The 23,910-nt window shown below is 63.2% G+C and carries 21 protein-coding genes; 11 read left to right on the forward strand and 10 right to left on the reverse strand.

The features are described from left to right. Positions 1-384: 384 nt before the first annotated feature. The 5 genes from iscB to proC all read left to right on the forward strand — a co-directional run bounded on the left by iscB (position 385) and on the right by proC (position 5,759). Positions 385-1,794 (forward strand): RNA-guided endonuclease IscB, encoded by a 1,410-nt coding sequence (gene iscB / locus C2L64_RS15075; protein ID WP_079498896.1) that lies wholly within the window; start codon positions 385-387, stop codon positions 1,792-1,794. Beyond that, complete coding sequence (glcE, locus tag C2L64_RS15080) at positions 1,791-2,879, forward strand: glycolate oxidase subunit GlcE (RefSeq protein ID WP_007578617.1); 1,089 nt, start codon at positions 1,791-1,793, stop codon at positions 2,877-2,879. Before iscB ends, glcE begins: the two co-directional genes overlap by 4 nt. Before the next feature lie 7 nt (positions 2,880-2,886). Next, entirely contained in the window at positions 2,887-4,113 is a 1,227-nt protein-coding gene (gene glcF / locus C2L64_RS15085) for a glycolate oxidase subunit GlcF (RefSeq protein ID WP_007578619.1), read from the forward strand. Between the two features lie 118 nt (positions 4,114-4,231). Beyond that, positions 4,232-4,930 carry a YggS family pyridoxal phosphate-dependent enzyme gene (locus tag C2L64_RS15090; RefSeq protein WP_007578621.1) on the forward strand — a complete coding sequence of 233 codons (699 nt, stop codon included), beginning with the start codon at positions 4,232-4,234 and terminating at the stop codon, positions 4,928-4,930. A gap of 13 nt (positions 4,931-4,943) precedes the next feature. After that, complete coding sequence (gene proC, locus C2L64_RS15095; protein WP_007740277.1) at positions 4,944-5,759, forward strand: pyrroline-5-carboxylate reductase; 816 nt, start codon at positions 4,944-4,946, stop codon at positions 5,757-5,759. A 78-nt stretch (positions 5,760-5,837) separates the two neighbouring features. Here the strand turns inward: proC and ubiA are convergent, their stop codons facing one another. From ubiA to recG, 7 genes are all read right to left on the reverse strand, one after another. Then, positions 5,838-6,701, reverse strand: a complete 864-nt coding sequence (ubiA, locus tag C2L64_RS15100; RefSeq protein ID WP_007578625.1) for a 4-hydroxybenzoate octaprenyltransferase — start codon at positions 6,699-6,701, stop codon at positions 5,838-5,840. Between the two features lie 176 nt (positions 6,702-6,877). After that, a complete protein-coding gene (locus C2L64_RS15105) occupies positions 6,878-7,366 on the reverse strand; it encodes a Dps family protein (protein ID WP_007578627.1) in 489 nt (162 codons plus the stop codon). A 171-nt stretch (positions 7,367-7,537) separates the two neighbouring features. Beyond that, positions 7,538-7,714 (reverse strand): hypothetical protein, encoded by a 177-nt coding sequence (locus tag C2L64_RS15110; protein ID WP_158660523.1) that lies wholly within the window; start codon positions 7,712-7,714, stop codon positions 7,538-7,540. A 53-nt stretch (positions 7,715-7,767) separates the two neighbouring features. Further along, on the reverse strand, positions 7,768-9,222 hold the full coding sequence (locus C2L64_RS15115) for a catalase (RefSeq protein WP_090837009.1): 1,455 nt from the start codon (positions 9,220-9,222) through the stop codon (positions 7,768-7,770). A gap of 87 nt (positions 9,223-9,309) precedes the next feature. Next, positions 9,310-9,444, reverse strand: coding sequence for a hypothetical protein (locus tag C2L64_RS55865; RefSeq protein WP_007740270.1), 135 nt, complete (start codon positions 9,442-9,444; stop codon positions 9,310-9,312). A gap of 178 nt (positions 9,445-9,622) precedes the next feature. Continuing rightward, positions 9,623-10,582, reverse strand: coding sequence for a LysR substrate-binding domain-containing protein (locus tag C2L64_RS15125; RefSeq protein WP_007578631.1), 960 nt, complete (start codon positions 10,580-10,582; stop codon positions 9,623-9,625). A gap of 124 nt (positions 10,583-10,706) precedes the next feature. Beyond that, on the reverse strand, positions 10,707-12,938 hold the full coding sequence (gene recG, locus C2L64_RS15130) for an ATP-dependent DNA helicase RecG (protein WP_090837027.1): 2,232 nt from the start codon (positions 12,936-12,938) through the stop codon (positions 10,707-10,709). A 194-nt stretch (positions 12,939-13,132) separates the two neighbouring features. Here recG and queA point away from each other — a divergent pair, with 194 nt between their 5' ends. The 5 genes from queA (at position 13,133) to secF (ending at position 19,151) form a co-directional block, all read left to right on the forward strand. Beyond that, positions 13,133-14,194 (forward strand): tRNA preQ1(34) S-adenosylmethionine ribosyltransferase-isomerase QueA, encoded by a 1,062-nt coding sequence (queA, locus tag C2L64_RS15135; RefSeq protein WP_090837014.1) that lies wholly within the window; start codon positions 13,133-13,135, stop codon positions 14,192-14,194. Positions 14,195-14,277: 83 nt separating this feature from the next. Continuing rightward, positions 14,278-15,489 (forward strand): tRNA guanosine(34) transglycosylase Tgt, encoded by a 1,212-nt coding sequence (gene tgt / locus C2L64_RS15140; RefSeq protein ID WP_007578636.1) that lies wholly within the window; start codon positions 14,278-14,280, stop codon positions 15,487-15,489. Between the two features lie 188 nt (positions 15,490-15,677). Beyond that, positions 15,678-16,007 carry a preprotein translocase subunit YajC gene (gene yajC, locus C2L64_RS15145; protein WP_007578638.1) on the forward strand — a complete coding sequence of 110 codons (330 nt, stop codon included), beginning with the start codon at positions 15,678-15,680 and terminating at the stop codon, positions 16,005-16,007. 121 nt (positions 16,008-16,128) lie between these two features. After that, on the forward strand, positions 16,129-18,183 hold the full coding sequence (secD, locus tag C2L64_RS15150) for a protein translocase subunit SecD (protein WP_090837016.1): 2,055 nt from the start codon (positions 16,129-16,131) through the stop codon (positions 18,181-18,183). Positions 18,184-18,200: 17 nt separating this feature from the next. Continuing rightward, positions 18,201-19,151 carry a protein translocase subunit SecF gene (gene secF / locus C2L64_RS15155; RefSeq protein ID WP_007578640.1) on the forward strand — a complete coding sequence of 317 codons (951 nt, stop codon included), beginning with the start codon at positions 18,201-18,203 and terminating at the stop codon, positions 19,149-19,151. Positions 19,152-19,255: 104 nt separating this feature from the next. On the opposite strand, the gene C2L64_RS15160 is transcribed toward secF, so the two are convergent. Continuing rightward, complete coding sequence (locus C2L64_RS15160) at positions 19,256-20,533, reverse strand: MFS transporter (RefSeq protein WP_086915381.1); 1,278 nt, start codon at positions 20,531-20,533, stop codon at positions 19,256-19,258. Positions 20,534-21,515: 982 nt separating this feature from the next. Here C2L64_RS15160 and C2L64_RS15165 point away from each other — a divergent pair. Continuing rightward, positions 21,516-22,463 carry an IS110 family RNA-guided transposase gene (locus C2L64_RS15165; protein WP_208648312.1) on the forward strand — a complete coding sequence of 316 codons (948 nt, stop codon included), beginning with the start codon at positions 21,516-21,518 and terminating at the stop codon, positions 22,461-22,463. Positions 22,464-22,734: 271 nt separating this feature from the next. Here C2L64_RS15165 and C2L64_RS15170 read toward each other — a convergent pair whose 3' ends face one another. Both C2L64_RS15170 and C2L64_RS15175 read right to left on the reverse strand, forming a co-directional pair. Beyond that, entirely contained in the window at positions 22,735-23,304 is a 570-nt protein-coding gene (locus tag C2L64_RS15170) for a YceI family protein (RefSeq protein ID WP_090835939.1), read from the reverse strand. A 40-nt stretch (positions 23,305-23,344) separates the two neighbouring features. After that, on the reverse strand, positions 23,345-23,908 hold the full coding sequence (locus C2L64_RS15175; protein ID WP_090835938.1) for a YceI family protein: 564 nt from the start codon (positions 23,906-23,908) through the stop codon (positions 23,345-23,347). Positions 23,909-23,910: the final 2 nt, after the last annotated feature.

Consider the following 23,910-nt stretch of genomic DNA (forward strand, 5'->3'; position numbering starts at 1 on the left):
ACCGGGTTGCGAGCGCGGCTTGCCTCGGTACAATCGAAAGCACTACAACGAAGCAACGCACCGTCAATCACCCCGGCCTGATAGGCCGAGGCTTGCGGGGAAGCATCCTGCAAGTCTGGGATTGACCAGACCCAGCGCTGGACGGCGCTACGTTGTGCAGAAGACAGCAGACCCACCGCCAGATGCTTCACTCAGTCTGGCGCTCTGGAAGTCGCAGCAGCAGACAAGCCCCGGGTAGGTACGAAACGGGCTGCGACCGGTGAACTCACCCTCACCCTCTGCTGCACAACATGGTCGAGGGGAGCGGCGCCGCAAGGCGCCCGTCACCAGGCCCGTAAGGGCAACGCGCCGGACGTTTTCCGGCGGCATAACAAGGAGCTTGGTTTGGCGGTATGCGTTCTGGACCGCTCTGGAAAGGCGTTGATGCCGTGCAGCGAGAAGCGTGCGAGGCTGTTGCTCGCGCGCGGCCGTGCGCGCGTTCATCGGGTCGTGCCGTTCATCATCCGGCTCGTTGACCGGCGGGCGCACGCCAGCAGGTTTCAACCCCTGCGTATCAAAGTCGACCCCGGCAGCCGGACCACCGGGCTGGCACTGGTGCGCGACACGCAGCTCGTCGACGCCACCAGCGGAGAAATCCAGCGTGGCGCCGCTGTGCTCAACCTGTTCGAACTGGTCCATCGGGGCCGGCAAATCAGTGAAGCCCTGAGCGCACGTCGGGCCATGCGCCGCCGGCGCCGCGGCAACCTGCGGTATCGCGCGCCCCGCTTTCTGAACCGCACCCGGCCGGCAGGATGGCTGGCGCCATCCCTCGAGCATCGGGTCGCGACAACGATGGCGTGGGTCAATCGAGTGATGGACTGGACACCCGTCGCAGCGCTCTCCAGTGAGCTCGTGCGCTTCGATATGCAGGCCCTCGAGAACCCGGAGATTGCGAGCGTTGAATATCAGCAGGGCACACTGGCAGGTTACGAGGTCCGTGAATACCTGCTGGCGAAGTGGGGCCGCAGGTGTGCTTACTGCGACCAGGAGCACGTCCCGCTGCAGATTGAACACATTCTCGCCCGCGCGAGCGGCGGCACCAACCGTATCTCCAATCTGACGCTGGCCTGTGCGTGCTGCAACGCGAAGAAGGCTGCGCGCCCGATAGAGGCGTTTCTGGCGCGCGACCCGAAGCGGCTGGCGGTCATTCTCGCGCAGGCGAAGCGGCCCCTGAAGGATGCGGCGGCGGTCAATGCGACACGCTGGGCGTTGGCCAATGCGCTCAGGGCGACTGGCTTGCCGGTCGAACTGGCATCGGGTGGCTGTACGCAATTCAACCGCAAGCAACTCGGCCTGCCGAAGACCCACGCGCTGGATGCGGTGTGCGTCGGTAAGGTGGCGAGTGTGAGCGTCTGGTACAAGCCGACGCTTGCGGTGAAGTGCACCGGCCGGGGCAGTTACCAGCGCACACGACTTGACCGGTACGGGTTCCCGCGCGGGTATCTGACCCGTTCCCGCCGCGTGCACGGGTTCCAGACTGGCGATCTGGTGCGCGCAGAGGTGCCCACGGGCAAAAAGGCGGGACGCCACACAGGCCGTGTCGCCGTACGTGCGACAGGCAGTTTCAACATTCAGGTTGCCGGCAACGTGGTGCAAGGCATTGCACATCGTCACTGCCGGCTCATTCAACGTAGCGACGGCTACGGATATTCAAGGATAGCTCTTCTCAAAGGAGATGCGAGTGATGGGACAGCTTCGCTGTCCGCGCTATCCCTCCCCGCCGTGAACGACGGGGTTTCTCGCGCAGCTGGATGAAAGAGGACGACATCGTCGCCGCGTGGTCGGAACGGGTTCGCGCTGCCACGGCCGCGCAGCAGCCGATCCGCATCCGTGGCGGAGGCACGAAGGACTGGTACGGCCAGTCATTGCAGGGTGAGGTCCTCGACACGCGCACGCATCGCGGCGTCATCGCCTATGATCCGGCCGAACTGGTCATCACGGCGCGCGCCGGCACGCCGCTCCTCGAAATCGAAGCGGCGCTTGCTGAACACGACCAGATGCTCGCTTTCGAGCCGCCTCACTTCGGCCCGCAAGCCACGCTTGGCGGCTGCATTGCGGCTGGCATCGCTGGTCCGCGCCGTCATTCTGCGGGTGCGGCGCGCGACTTCGTGCTCGGCGCCGTCGTCATGAACGGCCAGGGCCAGGTGCTAACGTTCGGCGGGCAGGTCGTGAAGAACGTTGCGGGTTATGACGTATCCCGGCTGATGGCGGGTTCTCTAGGAACACTCGGGCTGATTCTCCAGTTGTCCGTCAAGGTGTTGCCGCGCCCGAAGGCCGAAGCGACGCTCAAGTTCGACATGAACGGCACCGACGCCGTCCGCAAGCTCAACGAATGGGGCGGCCGCCCGCTTCCCATTACGGGCAGCGCGTGGCGACACGGCACGCTCGCCGTACGGCTGGGCGGTGCCGAGGCGGCCGTGAAGTCGGCGCGCACGTCGCTGGGCGGCGAAGTGGTCGATGCCGTCGAAGCCGAACGCTTCTGGGCAGGCCTGCGCGAACAGACCGACCCGTTCTTCGCAGCGATCGCGCCGAAGTCCGCGCTCTGGCGCCTCGCGCTGCCGACCATCACCGAGCCGCTGCAACTGCCCGGCGCGCAACTGATGGAATGGGGCGGCGCGCAACGCTGGTGGATCACCGACGCCGACGCGCAGACCGTGCGCATCAGCGCGAAACAGGCGGGCGGCCACGCGACGATCTTCCGCACCGGCCTCGGCTATGACCGAGGCGCAGGCGTGTTCACGCCGCTGCCCGCACCGCTGATGAAGATCCATCGCGGCCTGAAAGCTGCCTTCGACCCCGCCCGCATCTTCAATCGCGGCCGGTTGTACTCCGACTTCTGAGCGCCTGATGCAAACCAATCTCGCCGACTTCATGCGCAACACGCCGGACGGTGAAGAAGCCGACGCCATCCTGCGCAAATGCGTGCATTGCGGCTTTTGCACGGCCACCTGCCCGACCTATCAGCTGCTTGGCGACGAGCTCGACGGTCCGCGCGGGCGCATCTATCTGATCAAGCAGATGGTGGAAGGCGCGCCCGTCACGCGCAGCACGCAACTGCATCTCGACCGTTGCCTCACGTGCCGCAGCTGCGAATCGACCTGCCCTTCCGGCGTGCAGTACGGCAAGCTGATCGAGATAGGCCGCAAGCTCACCGAAGAGAAAGTGCCGCGCCCGTTCGGCCAGCGCCTGATGCGCCGGATGCTGGCGAGCTTCGTGCCGAACAGCACGCTGTTCACGCCCGCGATGCGGCTTGGCCAGCACTTCCGCCCGCTGCTGCCGAAGAAACTGCGGGACAAGGTACCGCAACGGCAACGCCAGTTGGAATGGCCGACGGCCACGCATCCGCGCAAGATGCTGATGCTGGCCGGCTGCGTGCAGCCTTCGATGATGCCGAATGTCAACATTGCGACGGCGCGCGTGCTGGACGCGCTCGGCGTTCAGACCGTGATTGCACCGGAAGCAGGCTGTTGCGGCGCGATTCGCCTGCACCTCGGCTACAACGACGAGGCGCTCGACGACGTGCGGCAAAACATCGACGCGTGGTGGCCACATGTCGAACAGGGCGCCGAAGCGATCGTGATGAACGCATCCGGCTGCGGCGCGACGGTCAAGGAATACGCGCACCTGCTGCGCAACGACCCTGCCTACGCGGAAAAAGCGAAACGCATTGTTGAACTGACGCGCGACATCAGTGAAATCCTGCCGGATTTCGAAGAAGCGCTGACGCCGCTCACGCGCCGCCGCGCGATACACACCGTGGCATATCACCCGCCCTGCACGCTGCAACATGGCCAGCAGATTCGCGGCAAGGTCGAGCACCTGCTGAACGCGCTCGGCATCGACGTCCGGCTGCCCGCCGATAGCCATCTGTGTTGCGGCTCGGCCGGCACCTATTCGCTCACGCAGCCCGCGCTTTCGTACGCATTACGCAACCAGAAGCTGGAAAAGCTGAAGGCACAGGAGCCACAGATCATCGTGTCTGCGAACGTGGGTTGCATTGCGCATCTGCAAAGCGGCACCTCCACGCCTGTCGTGCATTGGGTCGAACTCGTCGAGCACATGCTCGCGTCGTGATCGACAGGATCGGTTAACGACGGGTTGCGCGCAACCTGGCCGTTCGGCCAGGTCGTGACGCGCGGGCGGCGTCCGTATAATTCGATTCGTCGCCCCTCGCATCGGTACTCAACGTTTCATGCCCGCTCTCGCTCACAATCTCGACGCAGTGCATCAGCGCATCGCCCTCGCCGCGCAGGTCGCGGGCCGCGATCCGCGTTCCATTGCGCTGCTGGCCGTCTCCAAGACGTTTCCCGCCGAAGACGTTCGCGCCGCGCATGCCGCGGGCCAGCGCGCGTTCGGCGAAAACTACGTGCAGGAAGCGCTGACGAAAATCGAGGCGCTGTCCGATCTGCGCGCATCACTCGACTGGCATTTCATCGGGCCTCTGCAATCGAACAAGACACGTCCCGTCGCCGAAAACTTCGACTGGGTGCATTCCGTCGACCGGCTGAAAATCGCGCAGCGTCTGTCGGAGCAGCGGCCGGATGCGCTGCCGCCGCTCAATGTCTGCCTGCAGGTGAACATCAGCGGCGAGGCATCGAAGAGCGGCGTGATGCCAGACGAAGCCGCCGACGTCGCGCGCCAGATCGCCGCGCTGCCCAGGCTGCGTCTGCGTGGCCTGATGGCAATCCCCGAACCGGCGGGCGACGTCGAGCAGCAACGCGTGCCGCATCGCGCGTTGCGCGAACTGTTCGAAAAACTGCGCGCGGAAGGTCTCGAACTCGACACGCTGTCGATGGGCATGTCGGGCGATCTCGAAGCAGCCGTGCTCGAAGGCGCGACCATCGTGCGTATTGGCACGGCGATCTTCGGCGCCCGCGATTACTCTCACTGAACTTCCGAACATCATGAAAATTGCCTTCATCGGCGGCGGCAACATGGCCGCTGCACTCATCGGCGGTCTGATCAAGCGTGGCGTTGCGCCGTCGGATATCCGCGCAATCGACCCCAACGAAGACGCGCGCAAACGCAGCGAGCTGCAATTCGGCATCGCCACGAGTGCTTCGGCGGATGCGTCGCTGCAATCGTTCGATGCGATCGTGCTCGCCGTAAAGCCGCAGATCGTCAAGGACGTCGCGGCAGCGCTCGCGCCGCATCTGTCAGCGTCGCAACTCGTCATCAGCATCGTCGCGGGCATTCGCGGCGCGGACCTCGGGCGCTGGCTCGGCGGTCACGCGCGTCTCGTGCGCACCATGCCGAACACGCCTGCGCTGATTGGCATGGGCGTGACAGGACTCGTCGCGATGGACGGCGTCGATGCAGCGGGACGCGAGCTGGCCTCGCAGGTGCTCGGCGCGGTCGGCCAGACAGTGTGGTTCGACGACGAAGCGAAGATCGACGCCGTCACCGCGATCTCCGGCAGCGGCCCGGCCTACGTGTTCTATTTCATTGAGGCGATGCAGGAAGCAGCGCGTCAGCTCGGCATGGACGAAGAGCAAGGCCGTGCGCTGGCCGTCGCGACGTTCACGGGCGCGGCGCAACTCGCTGCGCAGTCGGGCGAACCGGCAAGCGTGCTGCGCGAGCGCGTGACGTCGAAGGGCGGCACGACGGCTGCCGCACTCGCTGCGTTCGATGCGCAAGGCGTGAAAGACGCAATCGTGCGCGGCGCGCTGGCGGCGGACGCGCGCGCACGTGAAATGGGCGAGGAATTCGGCAAACAGTGATGTCGCCTGCCTGAATGGCACGGGCGGACGAAGCAGCGATGCGCGTGCTTCGTCTCGCCGGACACTAGCGAATAGCGTCTAGAACGCCTGCGCCGCGTAGTGCGCGGCAATGCCGGCGAACAGCGCGCCGCCGAGCCAGTTGTTATGCCGGAACGCCGCGAAACACGGCATGCGTTCACGGTCCTTGATCAGCGTGTAGTGATAGACGGCACAGCCCGCCGCCGCGGCAAGACCGATCCAGTACAGCACGCCAAAGCTCAGTGCAACGCCGATGCCGACGTAGATGCCGAGCGTCACCGCGTAGCAGAGCATGATCGCGAGTACGTCGAAGCGGCCGAACGTCAATGCAGACGTGCGAATGCCGATCTTGATGTCGTCGTCGCGATCGACCATCGCGTATTCGGTGTCGTACGCGACCGACCAGAACACGTTCGCAATCAGCATCACCCACGCAAGCAGCGGCACCTGATTCTGGATGGCGGCGAACGCCATTGGAATGCCGAAGCCGAACGCGATGCCCAGATACGCCTGCGGAATCGCGAAAAAGCGCTTCGTGAACGGATACGTACCGGCGACGAACAGCGCGGCCACCGACAACTCCTTCGTCAGCGCGTTGAGCGGCAGGATCAACAGAAACGCGATAAGCGAAAGCCCCGCTGCCAGCGCCACGGCTTCCCATGCCTTGATCTTGCCCGACGTGATCGGCCGGTTTTCGGTGCGCTTCACGTAGCGGTCGAAGTCGCGATCCGCGTAGTCGTTGATCGCGCAGCCGGCCGAGCGCATCAGTATCGTGCCGAGCGCGAAGATCACCAGCAAGGACAGCGACGGATGACCATCCGACGCAATCCACAACGCGTTGAGAGTGGGCCACAGCAGCAGCAGGCTGCCGATCGGCTTGTCCATGCGGACAAGTCGCAGATAGAGCGGGAGTCGGGCGAACATGGCGGTGCGCGGAGATACGATTCCCGTATTTTAGAGCAGCGCGCGCGGCAACCTCTTTCGAACGCGCAGGCACAAAGCAAAAGCCCGGTGGAACGCCCCCACCGGGCTTTCTTTGCCACATCTGCAGCGGGCAGCAGGCGCTTCAAACCAGCGCCCGCGCTACGCTGTGACAGCGATTACGCCAGCATCGAACGCAGCATCCACGCGTTCTTTTCGTGCGTCTGCATGCGTTGCGTCAGCAGGTCGGCCGTCGGCTCGTCGTGAGCAGCGTCCGTCACCGGGAAGATCGCGCGCGCGGTGCGCACTACGGATTCCTGGCCTTCCACCAGCTGGCGGATCATGTCTTCCGCGGCGGGCACGCCGTCCGCTTCAGCGATCGACGACAGCTTCGCAAATTCCTTGTAGCTGCCCGGCGCCGCGACGCCCAGCGCGCGGATGCGCTCGGCGATCAGATCGACGGCCAAGGCCAGTTCCGTGTACTGCGTTTCGAACATCAGATGCAGTGTGTTGAACATCGGACCCGTCACGTTCCAGTGGAAGTTGTGGGTCTTCAGATATAGCGTGTACGTGTCGGCGAGAAGACGCGAGAGACCTTCTGCGATTTTCTTGCGATCCTTGTCGCTGATACCAATGTTGACGTGCTGTACGGCTTCTTTCTTGGCCATGATGACTCCTTTTAAGAGTGATACGAACCGGTCTGCATGCCCGGAACTGCGCGTGTGCAATTGTTCAACGCTCGAACGCCCGCCAGTTTATCGTAGAACCGACAACCGTTCGCGAGACCCAACGCCGCGCTGCTCATGCCTTCCAGCCCACGCATGGCGATGCGCGACTCGTCATCCGTGAACTGCGTGCACGAGACTCGCGACGATCGTCACATAGCCACTGCCGAGGATCGCGAAACCCACGAGCTTCCGGAAAAGCACGGGGCCGTTCACCTGTTGCGCGACGCTGCGGGTGTCACCCGCGTTGCCTGCCTGAAAACGGACTGCGTTCATCACCATCTGAACCATGATCTTTCTCCGCGTGGACGACAGCACCTTGCCGCCGTCCACTCATTGATACGTTACTTCGCGTTCGCTTGCGCCAACGCCTCGATTGCCGCGATCACGCCATCGGCATACGCCGGGTCGATCTTGCGGAAGTGCTCGACCTGGCGCGCGACGATATCGGCGGGCACGCCTTCGATCGCCCGCGCGATGTTGCCGAACAGACGCTCGCGTTGCGCGTCGTCGAAGATCCGGAACAGCGCGGCCGGCTGGCTGTAGTAGTCGTCGTCCTCGCGATGGTTGTAGTGATCGACGTTGCCTGCCGCGAGCGGCGGCTCGATCGCGTTACGGTCCTGCGCGAAGTCGCCGAAACGGTTCGGCTCGTAGTTCACGTTGCCGCCGAGGTTGCCGTCCACACGCATGCCACCGTCGCGATGGAACGAGCGCACATTCGGCGCGCGCGACGCGTTCACGGGAATCAGATGGTGATTCACGCCGAGGCGATAGCGCTGCGTGTCGCCGTACGAGAACAAACGCCCTTGCAACAGACGGTCCGGCGAGAAGCCGATGCCCGGCACCACGTTGGCCGGCGTGAATGCTGCCTGCTCGACATCCGAGAAGTAGTTCTGCGCGTTGCGGTTCAATTCGATCACGCCGACGTCGATCAGCGGATAGTCTTTGTACGGCCAGACCTTCGTGACATCGAACGGGTTGTAGCGATACGTCGCCGCGTCCGCTTCGGGCATCACCTGAATCTGAAAACGCCACTTCGGGAAGTTGCCCTCGTCGATCGATCCGACCAGATCGCGCTGCCCGCTTTCACGATCGCGCGCGACCACTTGCGCGGCCTCTTCGTCGGTGTAGTTCTCGATACCCTGCATCGACTTGAAGTGGAACTTCACCCAGAAGCGCTCGTTGTCCGCGTTGATGAACGAATACGTGTGCGAGCCGAAGCCGTGCATCTGCCGATAATTCTTCGGAATGCCGCGATCGCTCATCACGATCGTCACCTGATGCAGCGACTCCGGATGATGCGCAAAAAAGTCCCACGCATTCGTCGCGCTGCGCATGTTCGTGTACGGATCGCGCTTTTGCGTGTGGATGAAGTCCGGAAACTTCAACGGATCGCGGATGAAGAACACGGGCGTGTTGTTACCGACCACGTCCCAGTTGCCCTCTTCCGTATAGAACTTGATCGAGAAGCCCCGCACGTCGCGCTCGGCGTCGGCGGCGCCACGCTCGCCCGCCACCGTCGAAAACCGCATGAACAGCGGCGTTTCCTTGCCGACTTCCGCAAACACCTTCGCCTTCGTATAGCGCGAGATGTCGTGCGTCACCTTGAACGTGCCGAACGCGCCCGAGCCCTTCGCGTGAACGCGGCGCTCGGGAATCACTTCGCGGTCGAAGTGCGCGAGCTTTTCGATCAGCCACACGTCCTGCAGCGCGACGGGGCCGCGCGGGCCAGCCGTCAGCGAGTTCTGATTGTCGGCGACGGGTGCGCCCGAGGCGGTGGTGAGGTTGCGTTCAGACATAGTTATTCTCCGGGTGATCCTAAGGAATGCGGTCCTGCTGATTCGGTTTTGGCTACTTCGAATGGGAACGAGACTTGCGGCGCGCCATCAGGCGGACAGTGCGCGATCGACGAGCAGCGAGAACGCGATGGTCCTGAAGCCGGACGCGTTGCTACCGCTCGATGCGGCTTGCTGCGGCGATGGGGAAACAGACTTGAACAGCGACGACGTGGATGGCTGCATGATTTCCTCCGTTTGTAGTGGTGGACCGCTGGGATCCATGGAGGAGATCTTATTTAAAACTATCGAAAACAGCGATTTGATTAATTTTATATATTCGATAGGCGCCGCCTCATGCAGAAGGCGGCAGGCGACGCAGCGGCAGCATCGGCTGCCCGTGCGTCGCGGCAAAGGCAGTTAGCTAGTTGACGGCGGCGGGCAAATCCAGCTTCCGCACGCCCGGCAGATCGCAGGCCGCGATGGCGTCGCAGATCGCGTCGATGGCGGGCATCCGCGTAAAACTCTTGCGCCAGGCCAGCACGACGCGGCGGTCCGGCACCGGCTCGTCGAACGGCACGTAGCTGAGCAGCCCCGAATCGACGCCGCCCGCGTGCGGCTTCACCTCGTGCACCGACATGCGCGGCAGCACGGTAATGCCCACGCCGCTCGCGACCATATGCCGGATGGTTTCCAGCGACGACCCTTCGAAGGTCTTCTGGATGCCGTCCGCGTTCTGCGAGAAGCGCATCAGTTCCGGGCACACGCCGAGCACGTGATCGCGGAAGCAATGGCCGCTGCCGAGCAGCAGCATGGTTTCCTGCTTGAGATCGCTCGGATCGATCTTGCTGCGCGACTCCCACGCGTGGCCCGACGGCAGCGCGACGACGAACGGCTCGTCGTACAGCGGGCGCAGCATCAGGCCGGTTTCCGGAAACGGCAGCGCCATGATCGCGACGTCGATCTCGCCTTGCTTCAGCAGCTCGATCAGCTTGAGCGTGTAATTTTCCTGCAGCATCAGCGGCATCTGCGGGACGCGCTTGATCATCTGTTTGACGAGCGTCGGCAACAGGTACGGTCCAATCGTATAGATCACGCCCAGCCGCAGCGGCCCAAGCAGCGGGTCCTTGCCCTGCTTGGCGATTTCCTTGATGGCGAGCGTCTGTTCGAGCACGCGTTGCGCCTGCGTGACGATCTGCTCGCCAATCGGCGTGACGCTGACTTCGCTCGTGCCGCGCTCGAAAATCTGCACGGTCAGCTCGTCTTCGAGCTTCTTGATTGCGACGGACAACGTCGGCTGGCTCACAAAACACGCTTCTGCCGCGCGGCCGAAGTGGCGCTCTCGCGCAACCGCGACGATATATTTCAGTTCGGTGAGGGTCATTGGGGACCAATCAGGGCGATAGATTCGATAGGTTTCTGTTATACACCTATGGGGCCAATTCGCCAACCTTCTAGCCGGATTCAGCCGTTGTGCGGCGCGCAAGCGCTTCCACCCGCGGCCTTCATCACGCTTTCAGATACTGTTCGCGCGTGTTCAGCCAGCGCAAAAGATGCTGCGTGACGACGTTCGGATATTGCGCGAGCAGCGTCGCGGCCGCCTCGCGCGCTGGCTCGATTAGCCAGCCGTCGTTCTCCAGATCGGCGAAGCGCAGCATCGCGGCGCCCGACTGCCGCGCGCCGAGAAACTCGCCTGGGCCGCGAATTTCGAGGTCGCGACGGGCGATTTCGAAGCCATCGGTGGTTTCGCGCATGGTCTGCAGCCGCGCGCGGGCTGTCATCGACAGCGGTCCGGCGTACATCAGCACGCACACGGACGCCGCACTGCCGCGCCCCACTCGCCCGCGCAACTGATGCAGCTGCGCAAGGCCGAAACGCTCCGCGTGCTCGATCACCATCAGCGACGCATTCGGCACATCGACGCCTACTTCGATCACCGTCGTTGCGACCAGCAACTGCACTTCGTTGCGGCTGAACGCGTCCATCACGGTGGCTTTCTCGACGGGCGTAAGGCGTCCGTGGACGAGCCCGACGTTCAATTCCGGCAGCGTGGCGACGAGCGTCTCGTACGTTTCGACGGCCGTCTGCAATTGCAGCGTCTCGCTTTCCTCGATCAGCGGACACACCCAGTACACCTGGCGGCCTGTGAGCGCCGCCTCGCGCACGCGGCCGATCACTTCTTCGCGCCGCGCATCGGAGACGAGCTTGGTCAGGATCGGCGTGCGGCCGGGCGGCAGTTCGTCGATCGTCGACACGTCGAGGTCCGCGTAATAAGTCATCGCGAGCGTGCGCGGAATCGGCGTCGCCGACATCATCAACTGATGTGGCTGGAAGTCGCGCGCGCCGTCGGCGGCGTTGTGCGCCTTCGCGCGCAGCGCTAGCCGCTGCTCGACGCCGAAGCGATGCTGTTCGTCGACGATCACGAGGCCGAGCCGCGCGAATTCGACCGCGTCCTGAATGATCGCGTGCGTGCCGATCACGAGTTGCGCGGTGCCGAGCGCGGCGGCTTCGATCGCGCTGCGCTTTTCCTTCGTCTTCAGACTGCCCGCGAGCCACGCGACCGACACGCCGAGCGGCTCCAGCCAGCCGCGCAGTTTGCGCGCGTGCTGCTCGGCGAGGATTTCGGTCGGCGCCATCATCGCGGCCTGATAACCGGCGTCGATGGCCTGCGCGGCGGCCAGCGCCGCGACGACCGTCTTGCCGCTGCCGACGTCGCCCTGCAACAGGCGCTGCATCGGATGCGGCTGCGTCAGGTCCTGCGCGATTTCCGCGCAGACGCGCTGCTGCGCGTTGGTCAGCGCGAACGGCAGCGTCTGCAGCAGACGCGTGACCAGAGACGCATCATCCGTGGCGGCGCGGCGCGGCATCGCGGGCGCGGCGCGCGTGCGGCGCTCCTCGTGCGCGCGCTTGAGCGACAACTGCTGCGCGAGCAGTTCCTCGAACTTGATGCGCGTCCACGCGGGATGTGTGCCGTCGATCAGCGCCGTCTCGTCCGAATGCGAATTCGGATGATGCAGCGTGCGCACAGCGTCCATCAGTTGCGGAACATCGAGCGGCTTCAGATATTGCCGCTCGACGGGTTCCGGCAGCAGTTCGGGCAGCGACGTGCGCGCCAGCGCGTTATCGATCGCCTTGCGCAGATACGCCTGCGAAACGCCCGCCGTGCTTGGGTAAACGGGCGTGAGCGCCTGTGGCAGCGGCGTGTCTTCATCGACGACGCGCACGGCCGGATGCACCATCTCCATCCCGAAGAAGCCGCCGCGCACGTCGCCGCGCACGCGCAGCCGCACGCCGATCGACATCTGCTTGACCTGCGAGCCGTAGAAATTGAGGAAGCGCAGGATCAGTTCGTCACCCGCGTCGTCGCGCATTTTCACCAGCAACTGACGGCGCGGCCGGTACGCGATTTCGTTGTCGTACACCACGCCTTCCGTCTGCGCGATGCCGCCCGGCAGCAATTCGCCGATCGGCGTGAGCGAAGTTTCGTCCTCGTAGCGCATCGGCAGATGCAGCACCAGATCGATATCGCGCGTGAGGCCCAGCTTGGCGAGCTTGTCGGCGGTTTTGGCGAGCGTGGGTTTTTTCGCGGCGGGCTTTTTCGTGCCTTCCGCGCCTTCCGCAGCAGGCACGCCGGGCTCCCGAGTCACATCCGCATCCGCCTTGCTCCGGGCGGCGCGGCGCTTCTTCGGGGCGCTGTCGTCGTCGGTTTCGAGAGGTGAGCGGGTGTCGGACAAAGGCATGAGTCGCTTCGCAAGTACAATATCGGCTTCAGAAGTTTTACGGCCAGTGCGCGCGAGTGATGCGCGCATGCAGGGCCGCTGCGGCAATGTCCCGCAATCATAGCCGCTCGACGGGCGCTGTCGTAGACGCTGTTGAATCAGCCGCGCGTTCGTCCGGGGGCAATCCCGTCAAGTACCGCATCAAGCCAGTCCGCATGTTCACGCTTTCCGATTTCGATTTCGACCTGCCGCCCGAGTTGATCGCGCAAGTCGCGTTGCCCCAGCGCAGCGCGAGCCGCCTGCTCGAAGTGAACGGGCAAACCTCGCCCGCGACACTCGCCGATCGCCGTTTTGCCGATCTGCCCGACTGCATCGAGTCCGGCGATCTGCTTGTCTTCAACGATACCAAGGTTCTGAAGGCGCGCTTCATCGGCCAGAAGGCCAGTGGCGGCAAGATCGAAGTGCTGATCGAGCGTCTGACGGGCGAGCGCACCGCACTGGCGCAGATCCGCGCCAGCAAGAGTCCGGCCGCGGGCACGACGCTGCGCCTCGCCGATGCGTTCGACGTTACCGTCGGCGAACGCGTCGAGCCGTTCTACACGCTGCACTTCCCCGACGACTGTCTGACGCTGATCGAGCAGTTCGGCCGCCTGCCGTTGCCGCCGTATATCGAGCACGACCCTGACGCGTTCGATGAAACGCGCTACCAGACGGTCTACGCTCAGAATCCGGGCGCCGTCGCTGCGCCCACGGCCGGCCTGCATTTCGACGATTCGATCTTCGCGCGCCTCGACGCAAAAGGCGTCGAGCGCGCGACGCTGACGCTGCACGTCGGCGCGGGCACGTTCCAGCCGGTGCGCGTCGAGAATATCGACGAGCACAAGATGCATAGCGAGTGGTATCAGTTGCCGCAATCGCTGGTCGATAAAATCGCGGCGACCAAGGCGCGCGGCAACCGCGTGATCGCGGTCGGCACGACGTCGATGCGCGCGCTCGAAGCCGCCGCGCGCGACGCCGACGCCGCTGGCCGGCCGCTCGCCGCGACGAGCGCGGAGACGGATATCTTCATCACGCCGGGCTACTGCTTCCGCGTGGTCGACCGGCTGGTGACGAATTTCCACCTGCCGAAGTCGACGCTGCTGATGCTCGTATCGGCGTTCGCGGGCATCGAGACGATCCGCGCGGCGTATCGGCATGCGATCGACGAGCGATACCGGTTTTTCAGCTACGGCGACGCAATGCTGCTCACGCGCCACGACGACGCGCTTAACGCATAATCCATCACCCGCCGCCGGACACCTTCCGGCGGCGTTCTTCAATTGCGCCGGACTGTTCTTCGGTTGCACGGGAGTACCAGAAGATGACCGACGGTCATAACACCACTGCACGCGCCGACCACGGCGCCTACCTTGGCGACCACGTTCGCCCCGATAACGGCCTCAAATTCGAGCTGCTCAAAACCGATGGCCAGGCGCGCCGCGGCCGCCTGACGCTCAATCACGGCGTGGTCGAAACGCCGATCTTCATGCCCGTCGGCACGTACGGCACCGTCAAGGCGATCCAGCCGCGCGAACTCGAAGAGATCCACGCGCAGATCATTCTCGGCAATACGTTCCACCTCTGGCTGCGCCCCGGTCTGGAAACGATCGCGGCGCACGGCGGCCTGCACGGCTTCATGGGCTGGAAGCGCCCCATCCTCACCGACTCCGGCGGCTTCCAGGTCTTCTCGCTTGGCGATCTGCGCAAGATCACCGAAGACGGCGTCACGTTCGCGTCGCCGATCAACGGCGACAAGCTGTTCCTCTCGCCGGAAGTGTCGATGCAGATCCAGAAGGTGCTGAACTCGGACATCGTGATGCAGTTCGATGAATGCACGCCCTACGCGACCAACGGCGTGCCGACCTCGCACCAGGACGCCGCCGATTCGATGCGCATGTCGATGCGCTGGGCAACGCGCTCGATCGACGAATTCAACCGGCTCGGCAATCCGAATGCGTTGTTCGGCATCGTCCAGGGCGGCATGTTCGAAGACCTGCGCGACGAATCGCTCGCGGGGCTGTCGGAGATCGGCTTCCACGGTCTGGCGATTGGCGGCCTGTCCGTCGGCGAGCCGAAAGAAGACATGATGCGCGTGCTGAACCATATCGGCCCGAAGCTGCCCGCCGACAAGCCGCACTACCTGATGGGCGTCGGCACGCCGGAAGACCTCGTGGCGGGCGTTTCGGCTGGCGTCGACATGTTCGACTGCGTGATGCCGACCCGCAACGCGCGCAACGGCTGGCTCTTCACGCGTTTCGGCGACATCAAGATCCGCAACGCTACGCACAAGAATTCGGTGCGCCCGCTCGACGAGCAATGCGGCTGCTACACGTGCCGCAATTTCACGCGCGGCTATCTGCACCACCTGCATCGCGTCGGCGAGATTCTCGGCGCGCAGCTGAACACGATCCACAATCTGCACTACTACCTCGAACTGATGCAGGAGATGCGCGACGCCATCGACGCGCAGATGTTCGACGCCTTCAGGAAGCTGTTTCACGAAAACCGGGCGCGCGGAACTGAGCAAAGTTAAACGCGGCGTCAGAGGGCGCGTAAAAACCGTTCTCCCACATAGCGCATCAGACATTACAATTAACTTTCGGAATATCGGCAACCCCCTTGACAAGCCGTCAGGAAAACCCGTTCCGGGTGCCGTCCAGCAAATGGCCGGTGGTAGAATAACCGGCTGATTTTTTTGATTGTTATAACGGAGAGACCAACGTGTCGTTCATTACCGATGCCTTCGCGCAAGGCAGTGCAGCTGGTGGCGCCGAATCGAGCCTGATGAGCTTCCTGCCGCTGATTCTGATGTTCGCGGTGCTGTACTTCATCATGATTCGCCCGCAAATGAAGCGCCAGAAAGAACACCGCAACATGCTCTCCGCCATGGCGAAGGGCGACGAAGTCGTGACGAACGGCGGCATCGTCGGCAAGGTGACCAAGGTCGGCGAAGCCTACGTTGGCGTCGAAATCGCAGAAGGTACGGAAATCACCGTGCAGAAGTCGTCGGTGACGACCATTCTGCCGAAGGGCACCCTGAAGTCGCTGTAAGGCCTGCTCTCTCGCGTCCGGCGCGGCCTCGCGTCGATCGAAGCAAACCACGCATGCTTCTGCCCGCCGCGCTCATCGCCGGACGCATCGCTTTCAAGCCAACCTCCCGTTGGACCACCCCATGAATCGTTATCCCCTCTGGAAGTATGTCGTGATGCTGGTGGCGCTCGTCATCGGCCTCGTGTACACGCTGCCCAATTTCTTCGGCGAAGCGCCGGCGGTGCAGGTGTCGAGCGGCAAGGCAACGGTGAAGCTCGATTCGACCACGCTGTCGCAGGTCGAAGCGGCGCTCGCATCCAGCCAGATCAAGCCGGACGACGTCACGTTCGACAATTCCTCGCAGAACGCGAACATCCGCGTGCGTCTGAAGGACACCGACACGCAGCTGCGCGTGAAGGACCTGCTGCAAAAGTCGCTCAATAGCGACCCGAGCGATCCGCAGTACATCGTCGCGCTGAATCTGCAGAGTGCGTCGCCGCGCTGGCTGACCGCCCTGCACGCACTGCCCATGTACCTCGGTCTCGATCTGCGCGGCGGCGTGCACTTCCTGCTGCAGGTCGACATGGCAGGCGCGCTGAACAAGAAGCTGGATTCGGACGCATCGGATGCGCGCACGCTGTTGCGCGACAAGGGCATCCGCGATGGCGGCGTGAACCGCGTCAACCAGTCGGTGGTCATCAATCTGGCGGACCAGGACGTCGCGGACAATGCGCGCAAGCAACTGACGACGGCCGTCTCCGAGCTCCAGTGGGCGACGCAGCCGAACCCGGCAGGCGGCTTCCAGGTGGTGGGCACGTTCACGCCGGCCGTGCAGAAGACGGTCGAGGACGCGGCGCTCAAGCAGAACATCACGACGCTGCATAACCGCGTCAACGAACTCGGCGTGGCCGAGCCGGTGATCCAGCAGCAAGGCTCCGACCGCATCGTCGTCGAACTGCCGGGCGTGCAGGACACGGCGAAGGCGAAGGACATCATCGGCCGCACGGCGACGCTCGAAGCGCGCCTTGCTGACCCGAACGGCCTGCATCCGAACCCGGGCGACCCGGTTCCGGCGGGCGACGAACTCTTCACGCAAGGCAACGCCGCGCCCGTGCTGCTGCGCAAGTCCGTGATCTTCACGGGCGACCGCATCATCGACGCATCGGCGGGTTTCGACGAGCATCAGCGTCCGTCCGTCAACATCCGTCTCGATTCCGCCGGCGGGCGCGCGGTGCGCAGCGTGTCGCGCGACAACATCGGCAAGCCGATGGCGATGGTGCTGTTCGAAAAGGGCAAGGGCGAAGTGCTGACGGTCGCGACGATCCAGTCGGAACTGGGCGACCGCTTCCAGATCACCGGCCAGCCCACGCCGCAAGCCGCAACCGATCTCGCGCTGCTGCTGCGCGCCGGTTCGCTCGCGGCGCCGATGGACATCATCGAAGAACGCACGATCGGCCCGAGCCTCGGCGCGGACAACATCAAGAAGGGCTTCCACTCGGTGGTGTGGGGCTTTGCGGCAATCGCCGTCTTCATGATCGCGTACTACATGCTGTTCGGTTTGATCTCGATGATCGCGCTGTCGGTGAACCTGCTGCTGCTGATCGCGATTCTGTCGATGCTGCAGGCCACGCTGACATTGCCGGGCATTGCCGCTATCGCGCTCGCGCTCGGTATGGCGATCGACGCGAACGTGCTGATCAACGAGCGCGTGCGTGAAGAACTGCGCAACGGCGCGCCGCCGCAACTGGCCATCCAGAACGGCTACGCGCATGCATGGGCGACGATTCTCGACTCGAACGTGACGACGCTGATCGCCGGTCTTGCGCTGCTCGCGTTCGGCTCGGGCCCCGTGCGCGGCTTTGCCGTCGTGCACTGTATCGGCATCATGACGTCGATGTTCTCGGCCGTGTTCTTCTCGCGCGGTCTTGTGAACGTGTGGTACGGCGGCAAGAAGAAACTGCAATCGCTCGCGATCGGCCAGGTGTGGAAGCCCGCTGCCGCCGAGGGCGCAACGGCTTATCTCGACAACGCGGACACGGAAACCGACACGGCTCGCGCGATCGCCGCAGCGACGGCGCCGAAAGCAAAGCCGAAGGCCAAGACGCCCGCCGGTGCCGCGAAAGCCCAGGCTGCCAAGCCGACGCTGCGCAACCGCAACGCGCCGGGTGGCACGAACAAACCGGGTTCATCCCGCTGAGTCCCGGAGAAGAGAACATGGAATTTTTCCGCATCCGTAAAGACATTCCGTTCATGCAGCGCGCGTTGATCTTCAACGCGATCTCGCTGCTGACGTTCATCGCCGCCGTGTTTTTCCTGCTGCATCGCGGGCTGCATCTGTCCGTGGAATTCACGGGCGGCACCGTGATCGAAGTGCAGTATCCGGGCGCCGTGCCGCTTGAACCGGTGCGCGAAACGCTGTCGAAGATCGGCTACGCCGACGCTCAGGTGCAGAACTTCGGCACCTCGCGCGACGTGCTGATCCGTCTGCCGTTGAAGCGAGGTCTGAGCTCGGCGCAACAGAGCGACCAGGTGATGTCCGCGCTGACGGGCCAGGATTCGAACGCGAAGCTGCAGCGCGTCGAGTTCGTCGGCCCGCAGGTCGGCAAGGAACTCGCCACCGACGGCCTGCTCGCGCTCGCGTGCGTGGTCGCGGGCATCGTGATCTATCTGTCGTTCCGCTTCGAGTGGAAGTACGCGGTCGCAGGCGTGATCGCAAACTTGCACGACGTCGTGATCATTCTCGGCTTCTTCGCGTTCTTCCAATGGGAGTTCTCGCTGTCGGTGCTGGCTGCCGTGCTCGCGGTGCTCGGCTACTCGGTGAACGAGTCCGTGGTTATCTTCGACCGGATTCGCGAAACCTTCCGCCGCGAACGCAAGATGAGCGTGATCGAGGTCATCAACCACGCAATCACCAGCACGATGTCGCGTACGATCATCACGCACGGCTGTACGCAGATGATGGTGCTGTCGATGTTCCTGTTCGGCGGGCCGACGCTGCACTACTTCGCACTCGCGCTGACGGTTGGTATTCTGTTCGGTATCTACTCGTCGGTGTTCGTCGCGGCGGCGCTGGCCATGTGGTTGGGCGTCAAGCGTGAAGACCTGATCAAGGACAAGAAGGAACGCCACGATCCGAGCGATCCGAACGCGGGCGCGCAGGTTTGATCGAAAGCGTCTGATACTTCGGAAGCAACGCAAAAGCAAAAGGCCGGTTCGATGATGAACCGGCCTTTGTCGTTTACGACGTCTGCACTAACGCGTAACCCGATTCACCGAAAGCCCAACTTGCGACGCGCCGCAATCAGCGCAATCACGCTCAACACGGCGGCGAACATCAGATAGAAGCTCGGTGCGATTTTCGAGCCCGTCGCCTGGATCAGCCACGCAATGATGAACGGCCCGAAGCCGCCGAAAATCGTCACCGCGATGTTATAGGCGAGCGACATACCCGTGGTGCGGGTCTGGACCGGGAAGATTTCCGACAGCAACCCCGGCAATGAGCCGAAGTACGCCGTCATCAGGAAGCCGAACACGATCTGCATGGCGATCAGGGTGCCGAAGGTCGGATGCGCGACGAGATAGCTGAACGCCGGGCAGATCAGCAGAAACAGCAGCACGGCGGGCACGAGCATGATGCGTACGCGTCCGTGACGGTCGGACAGATGCCCGACGATCGGCGAGCACACCAGCTGGATCACGCCCACCAGCGCAATCGCCGCGAATGCCACCGATGGCGCGAGACCCAGCTGCTTGATCGCGAAGGTCGGCATGAACAGCACGAGATACGTCGACACCGTGCCGAGCACGACGATACCCATGCCGATGAAGAGCCGCAGTTTCTGGCTCGCGAAGGTATCGCGGATCGGCGTGGTGGTGGTTTCGGCGGCGAGGAACTCGGGGGTTTCGTCGAGCTTCGTGCGGATGTACCACGCGACCGGCCCGATCAGCAGGCCGAAGAAGAACGGCACGCGCCAGCCCCAGGATGCCATCTGTTCCGGCGACAACTTGCCTGTCAGCACCATGCCGAACAGTGCGGCGAGCAGCGTCGTCAGGCCCTGGCTCGCAATCTGCCAGCTGGCGAAATAGCCGCGCCGCCCCGGCACATGCTCGGCGAGAAAGGCCGTCGCGCTGCCGAATTCGCCGCCGGCCGAGAAGCCCTGCATCAACCGCGCGACGACGAGAATCAGCGGGGCTGCGAGACCGATCGACTGATACGTCGGCAAGATCGCGATGATCAGCGTGCCGACCATCATCAGCAGGATCGAGAGCGTGAGCGCGGCCTTGCGACCCGCCCGGTCGGCATAGGCGCCGAGCACGATCGCGCCGAGCGGGCGCATGAAGAACGACACGCCGAAGGTGCCGAGCGTCAGCAGTAGCGAGACGGTGTCGTTGCCGGCCGGAAAGAACAGCTTCGAAATGACGACGGCGAAGAAACCGTAGACGACGAGGTCGAACCATTCCAGCGCGTTGCCGATCGACGCGGCGACCACCGTGCGCCATGTATCGGAGCGGGTTTGCGCGGTGCTCGCGGCTAGTGTTGAACTCATTGTGGATCTCCAGGTGCGCGCGGGTAGTCGTTATTGTGGCGATTGGCGTTGGACGCCCGGTCCTTTCATTTTGCCGGTTCGATGCGCGCGCAACCGATCCGGCGTATTCGTTCAATATGTACCGGAAAAATTAAGTCTGCACGAGGGGGGAGAAGTGCCAGGGCACTCGGGGTTTTTTGCGGTTCGCAATGGGGTTGGGATTGCATGCGCGATGTGGTTTGCCTGGGTTTTTGCTGGCATCCGCGATGTGCCTTCGTTCTTCAAGCGTTGCCCCTGTGCGGGGCGGCACCTACTTTTCTTTGCCGCCGCAAAGAAAAGTAGGCAAAAGAAAGCGGCTAACACCGCCAGCCCGTGTTCTTATCCACGGGCCCCCAACGTCCCCATGCTTCACACGGCAGTGCCCTGGCTGGTGCTCGTTGCCAACGCTTGAATGAACGCCTCACCCGCTTCGAATACCCGTACCCGGGCCAGCGGCAGCGAATGGTGTGTGCCGCCCAGGTGGCAAACTGTGTGTAGGTTGTCGCAGCGTATAGCTTAGCGCTCTTACATGGTGGGACGCGTGCGCTATCGGTCTGGAGTGAGATGCGTGCAGTACGACGGCCTACACACAGTTTGCCACCTGGGCGGCGTTGGACTATCTGGCACGGCATGCCGGATTGCGGGCGCGTGAAGCGGGTGATGCGCACCGCAAGAGCGTTGGCAACGAAGGCGAACAGGAAGGTTGCCGTGTGAAGTGAGGGACCGGTTGGGGGCCCTCAGGCAAGAACTAGAACTGGCGGTGTTAGCCGCTTTCTTTTGCCTACTTGTATATTCCCCTCCGTGGCACCGACCCGATCAGTTGTCGCCACACGGACAGTCAGCTCGTCTGCCTATAGTGCCTTGAGCTCGCAGAAAAGCCTGAGCGACTGTCCTTCTCATCGTCTTAACCCGAACAGTTGACTGAGCCTCGAGCTCGTATTTTCCTGCAAGTATGGGTACCGTGATGAACCAGACTTCTTCGTCCCTTTATATCGGCATCGACGTCAGCGGTAGCACGCTCGACGTTGCCATCCACGACACGACCGAACATTTCAGTGTCGACAATGAAACCGCCGCCATCCAACAGTTGGTCCAGCGTCTGATCGCGCTGGGTCCCACCCTGATCGTCATGGAGGCCACCGGCAAGCTCGAACTCGCCGTGCTCAGGGCGCTCTGCCAGGCCGGCCTGCCCGCTGTCGCGGTTAATCCCCGACAGGTACGCGACTTTGCCAGAGCCACCGGCAAACGGGCGAAGACCGACCGCATCGACGCGTTCGTCATCGCCCATTTCGCCGCCGTCATCAAACCCGTCGTGCGCCCGCTCAACGATGTGCAGACCGAGCAGCTGCAAGCCCTGCTGCTGCGCCGTGCCCAGCTCATCGACATGCTCGTGGCCGAAAAAGCCCGCCTGGAGCGCGCTCATGCCGCGGCTAAGGAAAGCCTGAATGACCATATCAAATGGCTCAAACAGCAGCTCACCGTCGCCGACAGGGACATCGATTCGTTCCTGCGCGCTTCGCCCGCGTGGCGTCAGAAGGAGGACCTGCTGCGCTCGGTGCCCGGCATCGGTCCCGGCGCCGCGGCCACACTGATCGCGTTCATGCCACAACTCGGTTCATTGAACCGCCGCGAGATCGCCGCGCTGACCGGTGTTGCTCCGTTCAATTCCGATAGCGGCAAGCACACCGGCAAGCGTCGCATTCAGGGCGGTCGTGCCATCGTGCGGCGCGCGCTTTATATGGCTTGCATCCCCGCGCTGCGCTTCAATCCGACCATCAGGGCCTTCTACGACCGTCTGCGTCAGGCCGGCAAACCCTTCAAGGTGGCCATCACCGCGTGCATTCGCAAGCTCATCGTGACGCTCAACGCCATGGTCCATAACTCAACTCCCTGGAACCCATCGACGAACTAACCGGCGGTATAGCTTTGCCTGGATGCTGTGCCTGAACGCGATCACTCGCGTGGTTTGCGCTCGCCTGTACGGAACCGGCAACCACATTGAGAATCCAGCACCCCGGAACAGCCTCCCGCTTGACTTCCAATACGGTTGCTTTTCTTTGCGGCGGCAAAGAAAAGTAGGTGCCGCCCCGCACAGGGGCGACGCTTGAACGGCCAACACCATCACGCGGATGCCAGCGCAAACCCAAGCAAACCAAACCGCCTGCGCAGCAAAAACCAAAACCTTACTGCTTGATCCCTTCAGCCTGAATATGCAGCACAGTCTTCATGCTAAATCCATATTTAGTACCAAAGTCCATCCCATAGTCAGCGCGACTAAACTCCCCCGTCGCCTCGACACCGCACACCTCGCGCTTGAGCACAGGATGCTGAATACATTTGAACGAGTCGATCTTCAGATTCAGCGGCTTGGTGACGCCCTTCAACGTGAACTGACCATCAACAGCAACAGGCGTATCGCCATCAAACTTGATCGCCGTCCCTTTGAAGGTCGCTGTCGGATACTTCGCCACATCGAAAAAATCGCCGGAACGCAGATGCTCGTCGAGCTTCGTATTCCCCGTCTGGATCGAAGACGTATCCACCGTGACATCCACCGTGCCCGTCTTCGCGGCACGATCAAGCGTCACCGTGCCTGAGCTTTTCGTGAACTTGCCGCGCCACGTCGACACCCCACCCATGTGGTCGGCCTCAAAGCTCGGATAGGTATGCGTCGGATCGAGCTGATAAGTATCGGCGGCATACGCGCCTGCCACCATCGACGACGCCAGCGCGCCAGCCACCATCAAGAGCATCGTTTTCAATTCATTCTCCTTTCTGTCTGGATGCTACGGGTCACTTGCCTGCGGCGACGATATGAAACTTGATCGTCACGTCATCAGCGACCACCGACGTGTCCTTCCATTCCCCCGTGCCGATATCGAACTGCGACCGCTTGACGGTCACCGCACCTTCATACACCTGCGCGGCGCCCTGCTTCGTCACCGTGACGGGCACCACGACCGTCTGCGACTTGCCTTTCATCGTCAGCTTGCCCGTCACCTTGAACTGGTTGTTGCCCGCAGGGGCGATCGCGCTCGAGACGAAAGTGGCCGTCGGGAAGGTTTTCGAATCGAACCATTCCTTGCCGCGCACCTGCTCGTTATAGCTTTCGTCGCCGAGATCGTAGCTCGACGAATCGACCGTGACCTGCGCGCTGCCTGCCGCCGGGTTTGCCGGATCGAACGCAATCTGCGCGGTGAACTTGTTGAACTTGCCTTCGACAGGCACGTTCATCTGCTTCGAGATCGCCGTGACTGTGCTCTTGCCCATGTCGACCTGCGCGAACGCGCCGCCCGACGCGGTCAGCGACGCCGCCGCAAACGCGGCGAGCATGTAGCGATAGAACGATACCTTCATGT

The organism is Paraburkholderia hospita, from assembly GCF_002902965.1.
In the GTDB taxonomy this organism is placed as follows: Bacteria; Pseudomonadota; Gammaproteobacteria; order Burkholderiales; family Burkholderiaceae; genus Paraburkholderia; species Paraburkholderia hospita.

What these genes read in the sequence shown, in the direction of transcription:
- secF (WP_007578640.1), top strand. Translation starts at nt 18,201, where the DNA reads ATGGAATTTTTCCGCATCCGTAAAGACATTCCGTTCATGCAGCGCGCG.
- glcE (WP_007578617.1), top strand. Translation starts at nt 1,791, where the DNA reads ATGAAAGAGGACGACATCGTCGCCGCGTGGTCGGAACGGGTTCGCGCT.
- C2L64_RS15170 (WP_090835939.1), bottom strand. Translation starts at nt 23,304, where the DNA reads ATGCTCTTGATGGTGGCTGGCGCGCTGGCGTCGTCGATGGTGGCAGGC.
- queA (WP_090837014.1), top strand. Translation starts at nt 13,133, where the DNA reads ATGTTCACGCTTTCCGATTTCGATTTCGACCTGCCGCCCGAGTTGATC.
- glcF (WP_007578619.1), top strand. Translation starts at nt 2,887, where the DNA reads ATGCAAACCAATCTCGCCGACTTCATGCGCAACACGCCGGACGGTGAA.
- C2L64_RS15165 (WP_208648312.1), top strand. Translation starts at nt 21,516, where the DNA reads ATGAACCAGACTTCTTCGTCCCTTTATATCGGCATCGACGTCAGCGGT.
- tgt (WP_007578636.1), top strand. Translation starts at nt 14,278, where the DNA reads ATGACCGACGGTCATAACACCACTGCACGCGCCGACCACGGCGCCTAC.
- C2L64_RS15105 (WP_007578627.1), bottom strand. Translation starts at nt 7,366, where the DNA reads ATGGCCAAGAAAGAAGCCGTACAGCACGTCAACATTGGTATCAGCGAC.
- ubiA (WP_007578625.1), bottom strand. Translation starts at nt 6,701, where the DNA reads ATGTTCGCCCGACTCCCGCTCTATCTGCGACTTGTCCGCATGGACAAG.
- C2L64_RS15125 (WP_007578631.1), bottom strand. Translation starts at nt 10,582, where the DNA reads ATGACCCTCACCGAACTGAAATATATCGTCGCGGTTGCGCGAGAGCGC.
- C2L64_RS15115 (WP_090837009.1), bottom strand. Translation starts at nt 9,222, where the DNA reads ATGTCTGAACGCAACCTCACCACCGCCTCGGGCGCACCCGTCGCCGAC.
- C2L64_RS15160 (WP_086915381.1), bottom strand. Translation starts at nt 20,533, where the DNA reads ATGAGTTCAACACTAGCCGCGAGCACCGCGCAAACCCGCTCCGATACA.
- recG (WP_090837027.1), bottom strand. Translation starts at nt 12,938, where the DNA reads ATGCCTTTGTCCGACACCCGCTCACCTCTCGAAACCGACGACGACAGC.
- C2L64_RS55865 (WP_007740270.1), bottom strand. Translation starts at nt 9,444, where the DNA reads ATGCAGCCATCCACGTCGTCGCTGTTCAAGTCTGTTTCCCCATCGCCG.
- C2L64_RS15175 (WP_090835938.1), bottom strand. Translation starts at nt 23,908, where the DNA reads ATGAAGGTATCGTTCTATCGCTACATGCTCGCCGCGTTTGCGGCGGCG.
- proC (WP_007740277.1), top strand. Translation starts at nt 4,944, where the DNA reads ATGAAAATTGCCTTCATCGGCGGCGGCAACATGGCCGCTGCACTCATC.
- C2L64_RS15110 (WP_158660523.1), bottom strand. Translation starts at nt 7,714, where the DNA reads ATGGTTCAGATGGTGATGAACGCAGTCCGTTTTCAGGCAGGCAACGCG.
- C2L64_RS15090 (WP_007578621.1), top strand. Translation starts at nt 4,232, where the DNA reads ATGCCCGCTCTCGCTCACAATCTCGACGCAGTGCATCAGCGCATCGCC.
- secD (WP_090837016.1), top strand. Translation starts at nt 16,129, where the DNA reads ATGAATCGTTATCCCCTCTGGAAGTATGTCGTGATGCTGGTGGCGCTC.